Annotated in this window: 13 protein-coding genes and 1 pseudogene; 3 read left to right on the top strand and 11 right to left on the bottom strand. The window is 73.1% G+C overall.

Annotation, left to right across the window (positions count from 1 at the left end):
- Window position 1 precedes the first annotated feature (1 nt).
- Together G3I54_RS08435 and G3I54_RS08430 are read left to right on the top strand one after the other, a co-directional pair.
- A complete protein-coding gene (locus G3I54_RS08435) occupies window positions 2-1351 on the top strand; it encodes a PspC domain-containing protein (RefSeq protein WP_164612629.1) in 1350 nt (449 codons plus the stop codon).
- Window positions 1338-1601: a hypothetical protein gene (locus G3I54_RS08430; RefSeq protein WP_030628728.1), complete on the top strand. Its 264-nt coding sequence runs from the start codon at window positions 1338-1340 to the stop codon at window positions 1599-1601. Before G3I54_RS08435 ends, G3I54_RS08430 begins: the two co-directional genes overlap by 14 nt.
- Here G3I54_RS08430 and G3I54_RS08425 read toward each other — a convergent pair.
- The 5 genes from G3I54_RS08425 to guaA form a co-directional block, all read right to left on the bottom strand.
- Window positions 1508-2017: a DoxX family protein gene (locus G3I54_RS08425; protein ID WP_164612627.1), complete on the bottom strand. Its 510-nt coding sequence runs from the start codon at window positions 2015-2017 to the stop codon at window positions 1508-1510. The genes G3I54_RS08430 and G3I54_RS08425 overlap by 94 nt on opposite strands.
- Window positions 2018-2123: 106 nt before the next feature.
- Entirely contained in the window at window positions 2124-3392 is a 1269-nt protein-coding gene (locus G3I54_RS08420; protein ID WP_164612625.1) for a hypothetical protein, read from the bottom strand.
- A 113-nt stretch (window positions 3393-3505) separates the two neighbouring features.
- On the bottom strand, window positions 3506-4306 hold the full coding sequence (locus tag G3I54_RS08415) for a class II aldolase/adducin family protein (protein ID WP_164612623.1): 801 nt from the start codon (window positions 4304-4306) through the stop codon (window positions 3506-3508).
- Window positions 4307-4416: 110 nt separating this feature from the next.
- Window positions 4417-5028 carry a Uma2 family endonuclease gene (locus tag G3I54_RS08410; protein WP_164612621.1) on the bottom strand — a complete coding sequence of 204 codons (612 nt, stop codon included), beginning with the start codon at window positions 5026-5028 and terminating at the stop codon, window positions 4417-4419.
- Window positions 5029-5165: 137 nt separating this feature from the next.
- Window positions 5166-6752, bottom strand: a complete 1587-nt coding sequence (guaA, locus tag G3I54_RS08405) for a glutamine-hydrolyzing GMP synthase (protein WP_164612619.1) — start codon at window positions 6750-6752, stop codon at window positions 5166-5168.
- A 331-nt stretch (window positions 6753-7083) separates the two neighbouring features.
- Between guaA and G3I54_RS08400 the strand changes: the two genes are divergently transcribed.
- A complete protein-coding gene (locus tag G3I54_RS08400) occupies window positions 7084-7386 on the top strand; it encodes a chorismate mutase (RefSeq protein WP_098025327.1) in 303 nt (100 codons plus the stop codon).
- A gap of 387 nt (window positions 7387-7773) precedes the next feature.
- On the opposite strand, the gene G3I54_RS08395 is transcribed toward G3I54_RS08400, so the two are convergent.
- The 6 genes and pseudogenes from G3I54_RS08395 to G3I54_RS08370 all read right to left on the bottom strand — a co-directional run.
- Window positions 7774-9534, bottom strand: a complete 1761-nt coding sequence (locus G3I54_RS08395) for a peptidase (protein ID WP_164612617.1) — start codon at window positions 9532-9534, stop codon at window positions 7774-7776.
- Between the two features lie 113 nt (window positions 9535-9647).
- Entirely contained in the window at window positions 9648-11543 is a 1896-nt protein-coding gene (locus G3I54_RS08390) for a GMC family oxidoreductase (protein WP_164612615.1), read from the bottom strand.
- A gap of 83 nt (window positions 11544-11626) precedes the next feature.
- Complete coding sequence (locus tag G3I54_RS08385) at window positions 11627-13243, bottom strand: succinic semialdehyde dehydrogenase (protein ID WP_164612613.1); 1617 nt, start codon at window positions 13241-13243, stop codon at window positions 11627-11629.
- Between the two features lie 226 nt (window positions 13244-13469).
- Window positions 13470-15116 (bottom strand): serine/threonine-protein kinase, encoded by a 1647-nt coding sequence (locus tag G3I54_RS08380; protein WP_164612611.1) that lies wholly within the window; start codon window positions 15114-15116, stop codon window positions 13470-13472.
- 105 nt (window positions 15117-15221) lie between these two features.
- The gene (locus G3I54_RS08375) at window positions 15222-16949 is read right to left on the bottom strand and encodes a serine/threonine-protein kinase (RefSeq protein ID WP_164612610.1); all 1728 of its coding nucleotides are present in this window, start codon (window positions 16947-16949) and stop codon (window positions 15222-15224) included.
- A gap of 168 nt (window positions 16950-17117) precedes the next feature.
- A pseudogene (locus G3I54_RS08370) lies at window positions 17118-19145 on the bottom strand (serine/threonine protein kinase); the annotation flags it as partial.

The raw sequence follows: 19145 nt of genomic DNA, 5'->3' as shown, positions 1-19145 counted from the left end.
CATGACCGCTCCCTCCCCCACCGCTCCCGGCGTCGCGCCCCCCGAGGCGCCGAAGCCGACGCTGCGGCGCACCCCGCGACAGAAGGTCGTCGCCGGGGTGTGCGGCGGACTCGGCCGGTACTGCGACGTGGACCCGGTGATCTTCCGGATCGTGCTCGGTGTGCTGTCGGCGACCGGGGGCATCGGTCTGATCTTCTACGGCTTCGCCTGGCTGCTGCTGCCCGCGGACGGCGACGACGAGAACGAGGCGCGCAAGCTGCTGTCGGGGCGGGTCGACGGGGCTTCCCTGGTGGCGCTGCTGCTGGCGCTGATCGGCTGCGGTCTTTTCCTGTCGATGCTGCACAACCGGGGCATGCTGGCGTTCGCCGCGCTGCTGACGCTGGCGGTCGTCGGGTTCTCCGTATGGACGCAGTCCCGGCGGACGGCGGCCCCGGAGGGCCCGGCGGCCCCGCCCGGCGCACCGGCTTCCCCGCCCGGGCCCGCGCACGCCGGCGGGCTCGGCACGCCGCCGCCGGAGGTGAAGGCCCCGCCGACGCCCGGCGGCCCGTCGTGGTGGCGGGACCCGATCGTCAAGGACGGGACCACGGGCCCGGTCGGCTCCGGCTATCTGTGGGGGCCGTCGGACACGGACGTCGGCGCGGCGCGCGCCGGTGTGAAGGCCGGGCGGCCCACGCCGGACGCCCCGTTCACCGCGCCTCGGCCGTCGCCCGCACCGCGCGGGCCGCGCTCCATCGGCGGCCTGGTCTTTCTGACGGCGCTGGTGGCGGGCGGTCTCGGCACCGGGCTGAGCTGGCAGCACCAGCCGCTGGGCACCGCGCTCCAGATCGGTCTGGTCGCCGCCCTCGCGGTGTTCGGCCTCGGTCTGCTGATCGCCTCGGTGCTGGGGCGGACCGGCTTCGGCACGGTCCTGATGGCGATGATCACGGCGGGTCTGCTGGCGGGCGCCGCGGCGGTGCCGAAGGACATCGACACCTCGTGGGCCCGTCAGGAGTGGCGGCCCGCCTCGGTGGCCGCCGTCGAGCCGCACTACGAGCTGCGTACGGGCGACGCCCGGCTGGACCTGTCCGGTCTGAAGGTGCCCAAGGGCGAGACCGTGCGCACGGGGCTCGACGTGGCGGCGGGCCGGGCGGCCGTCGTCGTCCCGGCGAACGTGACGGTGAAGGTGCGCGCCGAGGCGGGTCTCGGGGAGATCCGGCTGGAGGAGGGCCAGCGGGTCCAGGTCCGGATCAACAGCGACGAGTCGACGCAGCGGACGCTGCCACCGCCGGCGGGCACGAAGGCCGCCGGAACGATCGAACTGGAACTGGAAGTCGGCATCGGACAGGTGGAGGTCACCCGTGCTGCGTCATGAATTCCGGCCCGGCCGCGCGGTGGCGGGCCTGGCGATGCTGGGTCTGGCCGGCGGGTACGCGGCCGACGCCGCCGGGGCCTGGGAGGTCCCGTGGACGTTCTTCCTGCCGCTGTTCCTCGGCGGGCTGTGGCTGGCCGCGACGGTGACCTGGGCCGCCTACATGCTCCGGCGGCGGCGCGAGGCGAGGAAGGCGTCGGCGGAGAACACGGTGGCGCCCGCGAGCACCAGCGGCAGCCACGCCATCAGATAGGGCAGGTCGTTGCCGTAGTAGTACGGGGTGGCCTGCCAGCTCACGGTCAGCCAGAGGCTCAGCGAGATCAGTGCGCCGCCGAGCGCCGCGAGCCGGGCCCAGAGGCCGACGAGGGTGCCCAGGCCGACGAGGAGTTCGCCGATCGCGATGGCGTACCCGAAGCCCTCGGGGCTCTTCAGCGCCAGGTCGACGAGGGCGGGGATGGCGGAGGAGTCGCGCACCCCGCGCATCATCTCGCCGATGGATCCGGTGCCGGTCGCGGACAGGAACCCGCTGTCGGTGAGCTTGTCGAGGCCCGCGTAGACGAAGGTGACGCCGAGGAAGATCCGCAGCGGCAGCAGGGCGTACGTGCCCGCCTGCTCCCGCAGCGTCCTGCGCTCGCCCAGACCGTACGAACCGCCGCCGTAACCGTTCATCGCCACTGCCCTACTTCCCGAAGTCCCGTCACCTCGACCATACGTACGCCTTCGGCGCGCTGCTCACCAGGGCTGCGGGGCAATCAGCGGAAGAAAGGACGGAGCGTCAGTCCGTCACGTCGATCGGACAGCGGTTGGTCTCCACCCCGGCGGCGGTGACGACCTGGACGTCCACGGTGCCCGGCTCGACCTCGACCGGGACGGGCACGGTGAGGACGGTGTCGGTCGGGTTGGCGAAGCCTCCGGCGACCGGGACCAGCGGGACGTGCACATGGACGGTCCCTATCCGCACGACGAGCCGGGCCAGCCGGTCGGGGCCGCCCGCGCCGGGCGGTACGAAGCCCGCGCCCCGGATCTCGATGTCGTCGCCGGTCCGGATCGCGCCGTCCAGGTCCCCGGCCTCCCGGGCCCGCACGACGGAGAGCACGACGGGCCGGCCGCCCTCCGCGTACTTCCCGGCGAAGTAGGTCGCCGCCGAGACCGCCACCAGCAGCGCGAGCCCCCACGGCAGGTCGGGCAGCTGCTCGGGGCGGCGGGCCAGGCGGACCGCCGCGAACAGTACGGCGACGGCGCTGACCAGCACGTACTGCACATCCGTGAAGGAGCCGCGCCCCGAGTCGTCGGTGAGCAGGTCGGCGGCGCGCGGCCGGTCCGCGCGCAGCTTCTGGAGCCGCTGGCTCAGCACCCGTACGGTCACCACGCGGCGCACGACGACGGCGACCGCGCACACCAGCGCCAGCACGGCCACGACCCCGGCGGAGCGCACCAGGTCGAGCCCCTCGATCAGCGCGTCCCGGTCGTCCGGGTCGGAGGCCCCGGCCAGTTGCAGCGCGAGGACGAGGACGGCGAAGACGGCGAGCAGCACCCAGCCGGCGGCGACCGTCCGGGAGGTGGAGAGCCGGTTGTCCTCACCGATCAACGGGGCGAGCAGGCCGCCCCGGGCGCGGTGGAGCCGGGCGGCGGCGGTGAGCAGCCCGGCGGTGACGAGGGCGGCGATCAGACCGGCGGTGCGGGCGGTGGACCAGCCGGCCCCGATCGCGGTGAGGCTCGCCCCGACGAGCAGCGCCCCGGCCGCGCCCCAGACGGCGAACAGCGTGCCCCGCCACACCTGGTGGAGCCAGGCGTCACCGGCCTCGCGGGCCCGCTCCGCGACGGTACGGGCGGATCCGGTCAGCTCGTCGGAGACCCACTGCCGGGAGGCGGACGGCGACTGGGCGACGGCGGCGGGCAGCCCGTTGCCGGCCGCCAGTTCGTCGCGTTTGGCCAGGAACGCGGCGACCGCGCGCCGGTGTCCGCGACGGGCTCCGTGCGGGCAGTCGCCGCAGGTACAGCCGCCGCCGTGCGTGCCGCTCGTCCTTGCTTCGTCCAACGCCACGGAGGATTACGCCCTTTCCCGCCCCGGTACAGCCAACTCACTTGCGATATCCGCGAATTGTGCCGTACCGGGCGGCCGGGCCGTGCATCGGGGCGGTCCGGGGGCGGGTGTCGTCAGAACGTTCGAGCGATCCGCTGCCACAGGGGCTGGTAGTTGATCCAGGCCACCAGGTCGCTGCCGAGGTGGTCGCGGGTGGTGACCGCGTCCCGGTGCGAGATGAGCACGGGCTTCCCGGCGGCCCTCGCCAGCAGCTGGACCTGGCAGGCGCGCTCCATCGTGAGGAACCACCAGGCCGCCGCGTCCACCGAGTCGCCGACCGTCAGCAGCCCGTGGTTGCGCAGGATCACCGCCTTGTGCGGCCCGAGCGCGGCGGCGATCCGCCGGCCCTCCTCCTCGTCCACGACGACCCCGGAGTAGGTGTCGTACAGCGCGTGATCCTCGTAGAAGGCGCAGGACTCCTGGGTGATCGGCTCGATCGGCTCCCCGAGCGCGGCGAGCGCCCGGCCGTGCGTGGAGTGGGTGTGGGCGACGGCCACGGTGTCCGGCCGGGCCCGGTGGACCGCCGCGTGCACCGCGAACGCGGCCTGGTTGACGTGGAAGCGGCCCCGGACCACCTGGCCGTCGCCGTTGACGAGGATCAGGTCCTGCGGGGCGATGTCGGCGAACGGCGCGCCGAACGGGTTGACCCAGAAGCAGTCCGCCAGCTCGGGGTCGCGCACGGTGATGTGCCCGGAGACCCCGTCCTCGTAGCCGAGCTGCCCGAACAGCCGCAGCGCGCCCGCCAGTCGCTCCCTGCGGTACGCGCGTTCCTCGTCCGGCGAGGAGTGCACGGGCGGCATCGCGAACTGGAGCTGGTCGACGGGGATCGGGGCAGGGGCGGGGGCGGGGGCGGGCACGGCGACCGGCTCGGACATGGCGGCTCCTCGGGTTCCCAGGGCGTACGGGACCGGAAGTTACCGCCAGGTGGGGTCGGTGAGAAGGGGTGGGGTCGGGTGGCACGGGCGGGGAGGCCGGTGCCAGGGAATTACCGGCGGCCCCGGCGGTAGATCTCGCTGAGGTCCACGTCGATCGGGAAGGGAACAGACAGGTTCATCTTCTGGTGGTGGATTCCGGTGGGCGTGTAGGTGCGCGTCGCCGGGTCGAGCTCGTAGACGTAGACGACGGGCAGATCGTCGTCGCCCTGCTCGACCCGCCAGAAGTGCTTGACCCCGGCCTCGGCGTACTTGCGCGGTTTGACGCCCCGGTCGCGCTCCAGGGAATCGGGGGACACGACCTCGACGGCGAGAACGACGTCCTCCGGTGCGTACCAGGTCTGGTCGGGGCCGGTGTCGGCGTCGGCCCTGTACACCAGCAGATCAGGCTCCGGGCGGTTGCTGGTGTCCAGCCTGATGGTCATCTCCCGGTCGACGTCCAGATCCGCGGGTACGTGGGCGAGGAGGGCGGACTCCAGCAGCCACATGGCTCGCGTGTGGAACTTCCGCTGCGGACTCATGAAGACGAGACTCCCGTCGATCAGCTCGGTGTGGGGCGGGAGGCCCGGAATCCGGTCGAGGTCGTCCGCCGTCCAGCCGCCCTCGGGCGGAACCGGCCACCGGTTCGGCTCCTGCTCAAGCCTGTCCTCGGGTGCGGCGCTCATAGTTACTCCCATACGCCGAAGTCTCGTCTCTTCACTCAGCGTACCCATCCGATACGACAATGCCGCCGCCCAAACGAATGAGCGACGGCATCGGCGTTGACCTGGGGCCTCCGGGGGCTCTCAGGCGGCGGGAGGGGTCACTCCCACTCGATGGTCCCCGGCGGCTTGCTCGTCACGTCGAGGACGACGCGGTTGACGTCGGCGACCTCGTTGGTGATGCGGGTGGAGATCTTCGCCAGCGTCTCGTACGGCAGGCGCGACCAGTCGGCCGTCATGGCGTCCTCGGAGGAGACCGGACGCAGCACGATCGGGTGGCCGTAGGTGCGGCCGTCGCCCTGGACGCCGACCGAGCGGACGTCGGCGAGGAGGACCACCGGGCACTGCCAGATGTCGCGGTCCAGGCCGGCCGCCGTCAGCTCCTCGCGGGCGATGGCGTCGGCCTCGCGGAGCAGGTCCAGGCGGTCCTTGGTGACCTCGCCGACGATGCGGATGCCGAGGCCGGGGCCGGGGAACGGCTGGCGCTGGACGATCTCCTCGGGGAGGCCCAGCTCCTGGCCGACCATCCGGACCTCGTCCTTGAACAGCTGGCGCAGCGGCTCGACGAGCTGGAACTCGATGTCGTCGGGGAGGCCGCCGACGTTGTGGTGGGACTTGATGTTGGCGGTGCCGGTGCCGCCGCCGGACTCCACGACGTCCGGGTAGAGCGTGCCCTGGACGAGGAAGGCGACCTCGGGTCCGTCCTCCTGGAGGATCTCCAGCTGGGCCTGCTCGAAGACGCGGATGAACTCGCGGCCGATGATCTTCCGCTTCTGCTCCGGGTCGGAGACCCCGGCCAGCGCGTCGAGGAAGCGCTTCTCGGCGTCGACGACCTTCAGCTTCGCGCCGGTCGCGGCGACGAAGTCCTTCTCGACCTGCTCGGTCTCGCCCTTGCGCATCAGACCGTGGTCGACGTACACACAGGTCAGCTGGGAGCCGATGGCCTTCTGGACGAGGGCCGCGGCGACCGCGGAGTCCACGCCGCCGGAGAGGCCGCAGATGGCGCGCTTGTCGCCGACCTGCTCGCGGATCGCGGCGATCTGCTCCTCGACCACGTTGGTGGTGGTCCAGTTCGGCTCGATGCCCGCGCCGCGGTAGAGGAAGTGCTCCAGGACCTGCTGGCCGTGGGTGGAGTGCAGGACCTCGGGGTGGTACTGGACGCCGTAGAGCTTCTTCTCGTCGTTCTCGAAGGCGGCGACCGGCACGACGTCGGTGGACGCGGTGACGGTGAAGCCCTCGGGCGCGGCCGAGCAGGCGTCGCCGTGCGACATCCACACCGGCTGCTCGGTGGGCGTGCCCTCGAAGAGCGTCGAGCCCGCCTTGGTGACGTGCAGCGGGGTACGGCCGTACTCACGGGCCCCGTTGTCGTCGACCGTGCCGCCGAGCGTGGTGGCCATCAGCTGGAAGCCGTAGCACATGCCGAAGACGGGCACCCCGGCCTCGAAGAGCGAGCGGTCCAGGGACGGCGCGCCCTCCGCGTACACCGACGAGGGGCCGCCGGACAGGATGATCGCGCGCGGGTTCTTGGCCAGCATCTCCGCCACCGGCATGGTGGACGGGACGATCTCGCTGTAGACCCGGGCCTCACGGACCCGGCGGGCGATGAGCTGGGCGTACTGCGCGCCGAAGTCGACGACGAGGACCACGTCGGCCGTGGCGTCGGGGGCGGCGGGGGGTGCTGCTGGCACGGGGCGGCCTTCCGGCGGTGGTGAAGGGGGTCGGTTCTTCCGATTCTACCGGCCGTGCGCACACCCTCCGCCGGGCCGGGCGCGGGGCTCCGCGTCTCAGGATCCGGGCGGCGTTTTGTCGGGGCCGCGGGAGCGGGGCCATACTGTGCCCATGCGTCAGCACACGATCTTCGTCTTTACCTATGGCATCCGGCCCGCCGGCTGCCATGGTCGTGCTGCTTGAGCTACTGACAAGCAACGTTCCAGGCGCCCCGGGCCATCAGGCCCGGGGCGTCTCGCGTATCCGGGCCGGTAGCTCCGGGGGGCCGTCACCCCACCGGGAGTCACCACCATGAGCAGCACCACCACCGCCACGGACACCACCACGGCCACCGGCGCCCACACCGACGAGGCCGCGGCCCTGATCGGCGGCGCCCGGGAGCGCATCGACGCCCTCGACGACCGGATCATCGGTCTCGTCCAGGAACGGATGGCCGTCTCGGCGGTGATCCAGCAGGCCCGGATCACCTCCGGCGGCCGCCGGGTCAACCTCTCCCGGGAGACGGCCGTGCTCGGCCACTACAGGGACGCGCTGGGCAAGCCGGGCACCGCGCTGGCGATGACGCTCCTGGAACTGTGCCGCGGCCGGGTGTGAGGCCCCAGGCAGGACCCCCGGCAGGACCTCCGGGAAGACCGCCGGGAAAACCTCCGCGGGAACGGTTCTCCGCTTGCCGGACAGGGGCCGTATCTGCGTTCGGACCCCGTCTCACCCGTACGGCGCGTGACCGGGGGCGCGGTGCCTTCGTTGGTCCTGATGTCCGTGCCAACCAGGGGCGGCATCGGTAGGAAACCACGCGTGGCTCCGCCGGGAAGTGTGACGTACTGCAGGTGCGTCGTGGGACCACGACCCGGCGTAAGTGACCGGTCCGCAGGGGACAGCAGCCCGGTCACCCCATATGCGGCCGAACCCGGGGACGCCCGGGTCGGCCGCATCGGAACGTCCGGGCGGAGGCCCTGTTCCCCCTCCGCCGTCGGTCAGGCGTCAGGCGTGCCGCGCGGCGGACCGTCGCCGTGCCGCCGTGAACAGCAGCAGGCCCGCCGCCAGCGCCGCGGCCGCCGTGCCCGAGGCGATCAGCGCGACCGACCCCGTCGAGGCCAGGCCGCCCCCGCCGCCGGAGCCACCGGTCGTGCCCGCCGCGCCTCCGGCGGAGGTGGTGGACGCCGAGGGTCCGGGGGTGCCGGACGGGCTCTCCGCCGGGTCCGGGGCCGAGGTCGGCGGGGTGGACGGTTCGCCGGAGCCGCCGTCGGAGCCGCCCGTCGAGCCGCCGGAGTCGGAGCCCTCGCCCTCACCGTTCAGGATCAGGTACGCGGTGTTGTTGGCCGGCTTCGGGTCGAACGGCAGCTTCGGGTCCTGGAGCCAGGGGCTGCGGACGGTGACCGCGCCCTCCGCGCCGACCATGCTCTTGTCGATCCGCAGCTCGAACGACAGGTCGAGGCCGCCGCCGTCCTTCACGATCGCGGAGCGGCCGCAGACGTAGCGCGGCGCGGGGCTCGTCTGGTCCTCGCGGTACCCACCGGCGGCGGTCACCGCGCGGCAGAGGTCCGGCTTCGCCGTGACGGTCGCGCCCTGCGGGACGGTGAAGTCGAGGGAGGCGACGGGCTCGCCGGAGCGGAGGTGGCCGATCCACGCCGGGCCCTCGTTGCGGAAGCCGATGTCGGCCGTGACGGTGGAGCCCTCGGCCCCGGCCACCTTGTCGCCGTACGCCACGAAGTCGGCCGTGTTCTTCGTACGGAAGTCGGCCTCGTGCTGGTTGTCCCACGGGTCGAGGTCCCCGCCGCGGGCGGCGGCCGCGCTCTTCTCCGCCTTCACCGGGACCGCCTTCAGCACGCTGCCGGAGCCGCGCTCGAAGGGGGCGCCCGCGCGCTGGGCGGTGCGCTGGGCGGCGCTGTCCTCGTGGATGCCGTAGACGAAGATGTCGTAGTAGGCGCGGTCGGTGACCTCGATGGTCAGCGGGGTCGCCAGGGTGTACGTCTCGCCCACCTCGAAGGAGCCCTCGACCGAGCACAGGGCGGTGGTCCAGCCGATGCCCCGGGAGGCCGGGTCGTCCTCGGTGTACTCGCAGTTGGAGTAGCGCTCGGGGATGTCGAGGCCGCGGGAGTACACCAGGCCGAGGAGGACGCCGTCGGCGGCCCGGGTGCCCCGGTTGGTGAAGGTGATCGGGGCCTGCTGCTTGTCGCCCGGGTTCGTCTGCTCCTTGAAGGGCAGCTCTTCCATGACGAGGTCGGGGCCGCCGACGGTGACCTTGGTGGTGAACGGGGTGAAGGTCGCGCCCTTCGACTGTCCGGTCACCGTGATCGTGCCGGTGTCGCCCACCTCGCTGCCCTTGGCGGCGGTGAGGAGCAGGTCGTCGATGCCCCGGAGGCCGGCCCAGATGCCCCGGTCCGTGCAGACCGCCTTCGTGCCGGTGATCTCGCAGTCCGAGGTGTCCTCCACCGCCGCGTCGGCGACGCCCGCGATGCCGCTGAGGTCGAAGGTGACGGTGAACTCGGTCTCGTAGTCGTCGTCCTCCGCGTCCCCGCTCGGGTGGTTGACGGTGAACTCGGCCGTGGACCGCTGCGCCTCACCGCTCTCCGGGTACGGGTGCAGAGCGGTCTCGGCGGGGCCGCCGAGGGCGAGCACCGGGAGGTCGGCGGCGTTCGCCGGGGCGGCCGCCCCGGCGAGCGAGGCCACGGCCAGCAGGCCCGCGGCGGCGAGTGAACCGGCTGCGCGGTGCAGGGCGGTTCTCGGGGAGAAGCGTGTCATCGGGGACCTTCTGGTACGCGGCAGGAGCTGTGTGACTGCTGTGAGGCAGTACGGGTTCGACCGCGCAGCTCCCCGAACAGTTGCCCTCCCCAAGATCACGGATTGGGCACGGATCACGGATTGGGTACGGGGGTGTTCCCGACGCCCTTCACGTCCGCCCCGGCCTCCGCCGTCCCCTTCGGCGGCACCACGGGCACGCCCAGGAACGGCAGCTTCAGCGCGCCGAACGCCTCCTCGGGCACGGCGGGCGCGAGCGGTTCGACGGGGGTGAGCCGCTCGTAGGCCGCGTCCTGCTCGGGGCGCGGGTCCGCCTCGCCCTTGTTGGGCCAGAAGGACATCGCGCGCTCGGCCTGGGCGGTGATGGTCAGCGAGGGGTTGACGCCGAGGTTGGCGGAGACCGCGGAGCCGTCGACGACGCTGATGCCGGGGTGGCCGTAGAGGCGGTGGTACGGGTCGATGACGCCCTCCTCCGCGCTCGCGCCGATCGGGCAGCCGCCGAGGAAGTGGGCGGTGAGCGGGGTGCCCATCAGCTCGCCGACGTTGGACCCGGCGAAGCCGTTGATCTCCTCGGCCAGCAGGGTGGCGCTGCGGGTGGCCTCGGGTATCTGGGTCGGGTTGGGCGCGCCGTGGCCCTGGCGGGCGGTGAGCAGGCCCTTTCCGATGCCGCCCGGTTTGCGGTACGTGGTCAGGGAGTTGTCCAGCGACTGCATGACCAGGCCGATGATGGTGCGCTCGGACCAGTGGTGGTTGGAGAGCGAACGCGCGGCGAGGGTGGGGTGCTTGATCATGTTGGCGAGCCAGCCGCGCACCCGGTGGGCCCCGTAGGGGACCTGGAGGATCGACATCGCGCCCATGGCGTTGGAGCCCTTGCCGTAGCGGACGGGCTCGATGTGGGTGTTGTCGTCGGGGTGGATCGAGGAGGTGATCGCGACGCCCTGCGAGAAGTCGGCCTTCGCGATGCCGTGCTTCTTCCGGTAGCGGCGGTCGCTGGTCTGGGAGCCGACGAGCGCCTCGGAGTTGGTGCGGGTCAGCTCGCCGAGCTTCGCGGAGAGCCGGGGCAGCAGACCGCGGTCCTTCATGGCGTGCAGCAGGGTCTGGGTGCCGTACGTGCCCGCCGCGACGACGACCTTGCGGGCGCGCAGCTTCGTGGGCTTCGCCTTGCGGCGGCGGTCGGTGGGGACGGTGAGGACCCGGTAACCGCCCTCGGGGTCGTCGGTGATCCCGACGACGGAGGTCATCGGGTGGATGACCGCTCCGGCCTTCTCGGCGAGGTGGAGGTAGTTCTCGTTGAGGGTGTTCTTCGCGCCGTGGCGGCAGCCGGTCATGCACTCGCCGCACTCGGTGCAGGCCTTGCGGGCCGGGCCCGCGCCGCCGAAGTAGGGGTCCGGGACGGTGTCGCCGGGCTTGGCCTTCGCGGTGCCGTCGGCGTCCTTGCCGTCGCCGAAGAAGACGCCGACCGGGGCCAGGTGGAAGGTGTCGCCGACGCCCATGGCCTCGGCGGCGGACTTGAGGTGGATGTCGGAGGGGGTCATGGTCGGGTTGAGGCGGACCCCGAGCATCCGGCGGGCCTGGTCGTAGTACGGCTTCAGCTCGTCCTGCCAGTCGGTGATCGAGGCCCACTGGCGGTCCTCGAAGAACGGGGCGGGCGGCACGTACAGCGTGTTGGCGTAGTTGAGCGATCCACCGCCGACCCCGGCCCCGGCGAGCACCATGACGTTGCCCAGGAGGTGGACGCGCTGGATGCCGAAGAGGCCCAGCGCCGGGGCCCAGAGGTAGTTCTTCAGGTCCCAGGAGGTCTTGGGGAGCGTGCCGGGGGTGAAGCGGCGGCCCGCCTCCAGGATGCCGACGCGGTAGCCCTTCTCGGTGAGCCGGAGCGCCGACACCGCGCCCCCGAAGCCCGAGCCGACGACCAGGACGTCGTAGTCGTACGCGGCGTCGTCCTCGGCCGGAACAGGGATCGCCGGCGCAGGGCTCACGGCCTGTTTCTGGGCAGGGCTGTCCTGGGACATGGCACTCCTCGGAACGGAATCGGTACGAAAAGGGCGGAAGCCGCTACGGCCTGCCGGAGCCGCTACGGCATCGGCGACGGCGGTCAGCGCAGCCGGAACGCCTTCATCGCCTTGAGGCTGCGGGTCATGAACGCGGCGTACTTCTCGTCGTCCATCCCGAAGGCGGGCGCGAGCGGGATCAGCCGCTGCTGGGCGACGGTCTGGGCCTCGGTGTACTTGAGGATGCCCTCGGAGCCGTGCCGCCGGCCGAGGCCGGACTCCTTCATGCCGCCCATCGGGGACTGGACGCTGCCGTAGGCGGGGGCGTACCCCTCGTTGATGTTGACGGTGCCGGTGCGCAGCCGGGCGGCGACCTGGTGGCCGCGCCGGGAATCGGTGGTCCAGACGCTGGAGTTGAGGCCGTACGGGGTGGCGTTGGCCTGCGCGATCACCTCGTCCTCGTCGCTGAAGCGGTAGATGGCGACGACCGGCCCGAAGGTCTCCTCGGTGCAGACGGACATCGGCGCTTCCACGCCGTCGAGGATGGTCGGCTCGTAGAAGAGCGGGCCGATGTCGGGGCGGGCGACGCCGCCGGCGACGAGGGTCGCGCCCTTCTCGACGGCCTCGTCGACGTGCTGGGTGACGGTCTCCAGCTGGCGTTCGCCGACGAGGGAGCCCATGTCGGCCCCGTACGCGAGGGCGCTGCCGAGCCGCATGGCCCGGGTCCGGGTGGCGAAGCGCTGGACGAAGTCGTCGGCGATCGACTCGTGGACGTACAGCCGCTCGATGGAGATGCAGAGCTGTCCGGCGGAGGAGAAGCAGGCGCGGACGGCTCCGGCGGCGGCCTTCTCCACGTCGGCGTCCTTCAGGACGAGCATGGCGTTCTTGCCGCCGAGCTCCAGCGAGACGCCGACCAGGCGGGACGCCGCGCCGACGGCGACCTCGCGGCCGGTGCGGGTGGAGCCGGTGAAGGAGACGTAGTCGGCGCGGCTGACGACCTCGGGGCCGACGACGGGGCCCTCGCCGAGGACGACCTGGAAGACCTCGGCGGGCAGCCCGGCCTCGATCAGCAGATCGCGGGCCCACAGAGCGGTGAGCGCGGTCTCGGTGTCGGGCTTCATCACGACGGCGTTGCCGGAGACGAACGCGGGCAGGGCGTCGCCCACGGAGAGTTCGAGCGGGTAGTTCCAGGGGGCGATCTGGCCGACGACGCCGCGCGGCTGGCGCAGTTCGGTGACCTTGGTGAGGGTCGGGACGACACCGGTGTGGCGGCGGGGCTTGAGGTAGGAGGCGGCCTTGCGCCCGTAGTGGCGGGCGGCGACGGCGACGGCCTGCACCTCCTCGTGGGCGTGCAGGCGGGCCTTGCCGGTCTCCAGCTGGATGAGGTCGAGGACCTCGGCCTGGCGGCTCAGGACGAGGTCGTGGAAGCGCAGCAGGACGGCGGCCCGCTGCCGTACGGGTACGGCGGCCCAGACCGGCTGAGCGGCGCGGGCCCGGTCGAAGGCGGTGGCCACGTCCTCGGGGGTGGACTCGGGCAGGTCGGCAAGCTTCTCCCCGGTGAACGGGGTGTGGTTGGCCGTGCGACCCGACCCGACGACGCCACGGGTCAGCTGGGCGATCACCTCGGGGGTGACCACGTCGGCGGCGGTGCGCACACCGGCGGGGGCGACCGCCACGGGGTTCGTACCGAGAGGGGCGTCAGGGGCCTGCGAGTCCGTCATGAGGCCGAGAGTATGTCCAGCCGCAGCCTTTGGGTACCCGTCGGTAACAGTTTTTCACAGGACCCGCCACCCCCGTCCGACGCCCTCCTCGAACGAGCCAGTGATCGCTGGCGACATAACCGCTGATCAGTGGCTATGCGGCCGACCGCCCGGCGACGACCGACGCGCGACGACCGGGAAGCGTGAATTTTCCGGCGCCTCGGGAAGCGGGGAACTCCCGGCCTTCTCAGGAAGCGTGGATCTTCAGTCCTTCGGTGACCTCGGTGAAGATCGCGTCGCCGTCCTTCGCCGCCTGCCCCTTCGCGGGCATCCGCACCCGCACATGCCAGTAGGGGTCGCTCTTCTTCTCGCCGGGGATCAGCAGCTCCCGGAAGCGGTAGCGCACCGGGTCGTCGTCGGAGGAGGCGTAGGGGGTGTATTCGGTGTTCATCTCGACCGCCTTCCGCCCCTGGTGCGTGGCGTCCTCGTACGTGACGGTGGCGTCCTCCATCTGGGTGGTGTTCGCCCCGCCCTTCTCGTAGTACGTCTTGCGGGCCGCCGGGTCGGCGCCGGGGTTGTCGTCCAAGGCGTCGTCGCTCTTCGGGGCGCGGTGCCAGAAGTCGATCTCGAAGACGCCGCTGGGGTCCGCGTACCAGACCAGTTCGCCGTCGTCGTCCTGGACCCGCTTGTACTCCTCCGGCACGGCCACGTCCGCCGACAGGACCTCGTTCTCCGGCCGGATCTGCCAGCTCTCGGGCGGTCCGTCGCCCGCGAACGGGTTCAGCAGGATCAGCACGAGCGCGACCACCACCGCCAGCGCCCCGCCGCCGAGGGCGAACTGGGCGACGCGGTTGCGGTGCAGCACCGGCGGCACCCACTTGCTGCCGCCGCCACCGCCGGCCGTGACCGGTCCGTACGCGGAGGTCACCGGCGCCGGGGCCGGGGCGGCCAGCTGCTGGAGCGTCCGGCGGACCTCGGCGGCCGGCGGGCGCGCGGCCGGGTCCTTGCGGAGCAGCTGCATGACGAGCGTGCCGAACGCGCCCGTGCCGCGGGCGGGCGCCTGCGGCTCGGCGGACAGCACGGCCTGGAGGGTGGCCGGGGTGTGCGAGCGGCGGTACGGGGACATCCCCTCGACCGCCGCGTACAGCACGACGCCCAGCGACCACAGGTCCGACTCCGGACCGGGGCGCTGCCCGAGGACCCGCTCCGGCGAGATGTACTCGGGCGAGCCGACGAACGCGCCGGTCTCGGTGAGCTGTTGCTCGCCCTCGACCTGGGCGATCCCGAAGTCGGTGAGGACGACCCGGTCGCCGGTGCCGAGCATGACGTTGTCCGGCTTGACGTCCCGGTGCAGGATGCCGATCGCGTGGGCGGCCGTCAGGGCGTCGAGTACCGCGAGACCGATCCTGGCCGCCTCGCGGGGGTCCAGGGTGCCTTCCTGGAGGCGGTCGCCGAGCGACGGGCCACGCACCAGCTCCATGACGATCCACGGCTTGCCGTCCTCGATCACCACGTCGTGGACGGTGACGACGGAGGGGTGGTCGATCCGGGCGGCGGCCCGCGCCTCGCGCTGCATGCGCTGGTGCACGGTGCTGTGTTCACGCTCGCCGAGGTGCTCCGGTACGCGCGGTTCCTTGACGGCCACCTCGCGGTCGACGACCTGGTCGTGCGCCCGCCACACCGTGCCCATTCCGCCGTGCCCGAGCCGGGCCAGCAGCCGGTAGCGGCCGCCGATGAGGCGGTTCGCCGCATGGTCGGGGGCGCTCGCCGGGGCGGTCGGGGAAGGGATGTACGCCGGGGGCGCGGGATGCTGCGCGCCGGAGCCGCCCGGAGCGTGCGGTGGCTGGAGTCCGTAGCTGGTGGGCTCGTTCGCCCGTCCCCCGTGATCTGTCATGCGCCCATCCTGGTTCACGGGCCGGGCCGGGCACCACCGGCGGCGGCCGGTGGATGCAGAGCCGTGACCGTTCGGCGACCCGGGCAGGGCATCGGGCGCTCACGGTCACGTCTTCGGGGCACTCCAGCTGCGCAGCATGATGTCGAACTTCTTCCGGCTGTCCTCCCAGCCCTCCTGCGGGGCGGTCAGATACAGCGCGTACTCGGGTCCGCCGGAGCCGCCGTAGTACATCTGGTCGATCCCGTGCCGGGGCCCGGGATGGTCCTTGGTCTCGTTCCAGGTGAACTCCCAGAGGGCGCCCGGCCGGTCGCGGAAGGTGTTCTTCTCCATCCCGATCCGCTGGTAGCCCGGCAGCCGCCCGGAGAGCTGGTCCTCCATGTTCTGCATATGCAGATACGGATGGTCGAAGTCCGGGTCCGGGTCGACGCTGATGCGGATCCGGTGGGCCCCGCCGTCCGGGGTGTAGTCGATCTGGCCGTCCTGGTACTGCCGGGTCCAGCTCTTCGGCACGACCAGGCTGAACCCCGCCGGGTCGTCGACCCGGTGCCAGCCGTCGGGTATCTCCGGTGCGCCCTGGGCGGGGTCCGTGGGCTCCGGGGTGGTCTGCTTCGCGGGCGGGGTACGGCCCGCGGACGTACCGCCGTCCGTGCCGCCCGGGGTCTCCGAGCCGTCCCCGTACTTCATCGCGAACAGTCCGCCCGCGCCGCCGAGGACGGCGGCGGCGACGACCACGACGAGCACCGTGCGCCACCGGGATCCGGCGCGCCGGGTCACCGGGGCGGAGGCGGGGCCGCCGGCCGGGTTCGCGTGGTCGGGGCCGGTGGCGGGCGGTGCGGCCGGGGCGGGGGCCGTTCCGGGCAGCCGGGCGGTGGCGCCGTCGGAGCCGTCCGAGGCGCGGGAGCCGTTCGCGCCGCCGGGGCCGTTCGCGTCCGGGTGGGCGTACCGGGCGTCCTCGGGGAAGCGCTGGGTCGGCACATGCGCATGGGCCGCGCGGGGTTCGCGGCCCTCCATGGCGTCCAGCAGCATCTGCTCGGTCTCGGCGGCCGTGGGGCGGTCGGCCGGGTCCTTGCGGAGCAGCGCGATGATCACGGCACCGAGCGGTCCGGCGTTGACCGGGGCGGGCGGCTCCTCGGTGACGACGGCCTGCATGGTGGAGATCGGGGACGTACGGCGGAACGGGGAGGTGCCCTCGACCGCCGTGTACAGCGTCGCGCCCAGCGACCAGAGGTCGGAGGCCGGTCCCGGGTCGCCGCCGCGTACCCGTTCCGGGGCCAGGTAGTCGATGGAGCCGACCAGTTCGCCGGTACGGGTGATGGTGGAGTCGCCCTCGATCGCGGCGATCCCGAAGTCGGTCAGCAGCACCTGCCCGTCGCGGGCCAGCAGGACGTTGCCGGGCTTGACGTCGCGGTGCAGCACCCCGGCCCCGTGGGCGGCGCGCAGGGCGCTGAGCACATGCAGCCCGATGCGGGCCGCCTCGCGCGGGGCGACCTCGCCGCTCTCCTTGGCGGCGTCGGCGAGCGAGGGCCCGTCGACGTACTGCATGACGATCCAGGGGCGGTTGTCGTACTCGATCACATCATGGACGGTGACGACGCCGGGGTGGGTGATGCGGGCCGCCGCCCGCGCCTCCTTCTGCGTCCGGGCGTGCAGGACGAGCCGGTCGGCCTCGGCGACGTACAGCCCGGCGGTCAACTCCTTGACGGCGACGGTGCGGTGCAGCACTTCGTCGTGGGCGCGCCAGACCTTGCCCATGCCGCCCCGGCCCAGGACGTCGCCCAGCCGGTAGCGCCCCGCCAGCACCGGTCCCGCGTCCGTGCCCTGTGATCGATCCACGTGATGTCCCCGCCCCGTTCCTCGGCTTGCCAGATTACGGAGGCGGAGCGGAAAGGCGGAACCGGGGATCGCCCACGAGACCGCACTGTGATGGTTGTCGACACCGCACAACGCCCGTGACGGGGCGCTCACGATGACGTGCGGTCAGGCGCGTCCGGGGCCGGCGGGTCAGGCGTCGACCCGGTACGAGGCGATGGCCTGCTCGTAGATCTCGGTGACCTTGTCCCGGTCGCTCTCCGGCCCGATGACCTGGATGACGTGGTACCTGCCGTCGACGATCATCGCGAGATTACGGACGTACACCTCGCGCCCGCCGCTCTCCTGCCAGGTGAACTGCCCCTCGGCCATGGCCTGCCGGCCGACGTCGACCCGGCGCAGCCCGGACGAGGAGGACCAGCTGGAGTCCCGGAACGGCTGGAGCTCGGGCTCCTTGTTCCGCTGGTAGTCCAGCGGATCGCTGCCGCCCGCCTTCACCGTGTCCCGGCCGGGCACCACGAGCAGGGTGAACCCGTCGCTGCCGTAGCGGATCTGACGGTCCGCGTTGGCGGGGCTGCGCTGCCAGTCCTTCGGTACGCCGACCTCGAAGCCCTCCGCGTCCTTGCGGAGCGTGTAGCCGGAGGCGAGCGCGACCGCCGACCGGCTGGTCTGCGGCTGCTGGGAGCCGGGATCGGCGGACTTGTCCGACGAGGCGGACGGCTCGGGCTCCCCCGAGGCGGCGGGCGGTGCGGCGGAGCCGGTGGGCGACGTCGGCGCGCCGCTGTCCTCACCCTCCCCCTGCTTCGGCAGGAACATCACCGCGTACGCGACGGCGGCGGCCATCAGGAGCAGGATCAGGACGAGCAGCAGCCGGCCCAGACTGCGCGGCGAGGACGAACCCTCGCCCCGGCGCGGCGGTTCCCGCAGCACCCGGGGGCCCTTGGGCGCACGCGGCGCACGGGCCGGGCGCTCCTCCTCCCAGGACTCGATGGGCATCCGCACGGACCGGTCGGGCGGCAGCAACGAGTCGTGGCGGTCGCGCTGCTTGCCGCCGCCGCGCTGCTTCGGCGGCTGCTGACGCTTCCCCTGCCGGTGCCTGCCGTGCGCGGCCCCGCCGCCGAAACGGCCCCGGCGCCGACGGACCAGCTCGCCCCTGCGGCGTACGACGGGGAGCCGGGTGGCGTCGGGCGCGGGCAGCGGGACGACATCGGCGCCCGCCTCCGGCTCCGGCGCGGAGCGCACCAGCGAGCGCAGCCAGCCGCGCAGCTCCTCGAAGTCCGGCCGCTCCGTGGGGTCCTGGCGCAGCAGCGACTCGACGACGGGCCGCAGCGGGCCGCACTCCTCGGCGAAGGCGGGCGGCTCGCCGCACACCATCTGGACGAGCTCGGCGGCGTTCTCCTCGGGGTAGGGGGCGTGGCCCTGGACGGCGCGGTAGAGCAGCGCGCCGAGCGCCCACAGGTCGGTGGAGGGGCCGATCGGGGGCGCGAGCTGCCAGTTGTCGTGGACCGGGCCCGCCTGCTCGGGGGCCCAGCGCTCGGTGACGGCTCCGACGACGGCTATCCGTGCCTGGCGGGCGCGTTCGGCGGCGAGCGGGGTGGTGGGGCCGCGGTAGACGGCGGGTTCGCCACCGCCCGCGACGGCGTCCTCCCAGGCTCGGGAGGCGGCCCGGCCGTCCGGGGGCGGTGCGGTGCGGGCGAGCTGCTTGGGCGCGGGGGCCGGCGGTCCGGGCCGCCGGGAGTCGGCGCGCAGCGCGTCCGCGCCGGAGCCGCCCGCGGAGACGGACCGCCCCGACCCTGGCCCGTCGTCCCAGGTCCCCGCGAGGTGAACGCGACGGCCGGGCGGCCGGGGGCCCTCTTCGTCGTCCTCGTCGTCCTCGTCGTCGTAGGGGTCGTCGGCGGGGCTGCCCCAGGGTGCGGTCAGTCGGGGGGTGGCGGGGGCGTCGGGAGCACCGGGGGCCGAGCGCTGGAAGGGCAGGGCGTGGGCGTCGGGGGTGGTGCCGGTGGTGCCGCGAGCGCTGCCGGTGGTGTCGCGAGCGGTGTCGGTGCCGTCGGTGTTCGTGCCCGGGTCCGTGGCGTCGGTGCCGGGTGCGGATCCGGGGCTGTCGGCTTCCGGGGCGGCTCGGCCCCCGGGCGGCGTCGGCTTCGTGAGGTCGGCCGGGGTGCGGTCGGCCTGCTGCCGGTCCTCGGTGACCCGGGCGGCGGCCCGCGCGCCCGCCCGGTA

This window comes from Streptomyces sp. SID14515 (assembly GCF_010548505.1).
In the GTDB taxonomy this organism is placed as follows: domain Bacteria; phylum Actinomycetota; class Actinomycetes; order Streptomycetales; family Streptomycetaceae; genus Streptomyces; species Streptomyces caviscabies.
The sequence above is the reverse complement of the archived record's forward strand: the minus strand, read 5'-3'. Positions and strand labels throughout refer to the sequence as shown.

Bases quoted from the DNA above. Each gene is read 5' to 3' on its own strand.
- G3I54_RS08380 (WP_164612611.1), bottom strand. From the start codon at position 15,116: ATGACAGATCACGGGGGACGGGCGAACGAGCCCACCAGCTACGGACTC.
- G3I54_RS08390 (WP_164612615.1), bottom strand. From the start codon at position 11,543: ATGTCCCAGGACAGCCCTGCCCAGAAACAGGCCGTGAGCCCTGCGCCG.
- G3I54_RS08425 (WP_164612627.1), bottom strand. From the start codon at position 2,017: ATGAACGGTTACGGCGGCGGTTCGTACGGTCTGGGCGAGCGCAGGACG.
- G3I54_RS08435 (WP_164612629.1), top strand. From the start codon at position 2: ATGACCGCTCCCTCCCCCACCGCTCCCGGCGTCGCGCCCCCCGAGGCG.
- G3I54_RS08385 (WP_164612613.1), bottom strand. From the start codon at position 13,243: ATGACGGACTCGCAGGCCCCTGACGCCCCTCTCGGTACGAACCCCGTG.
- G3I54_RS08400 (WP_098025327.1), top strand. From the start codon at position 7,084: ATGAGCAGCACCACCACCGCCACGGACACCACCACGGCCACCGGCGCC.
- G3I54_RS08395 (WP_164612617.1), bottom strand. From the start codon at position 9,534: ATGACACGCTTCTCCCCGAGAACCGCCCTGCACCGCGCAGCCGGTTCA.
- G3I54_RS08415 (WP_164612623.1), bottom strand. From the start codon at position 4,306: ATGTCCGAGCCGGTCGCCGTGCCCGCCCCCGCCCCCGCCCCTGCCCCG.
- G3I54_RS08410 (WP_164612621.1), bottom strand. From the start codon at position 5,028: ATGAGCGCCGCACCCGAGGACAGGCTTGAGCAGGAGCCGAACCGGTGG.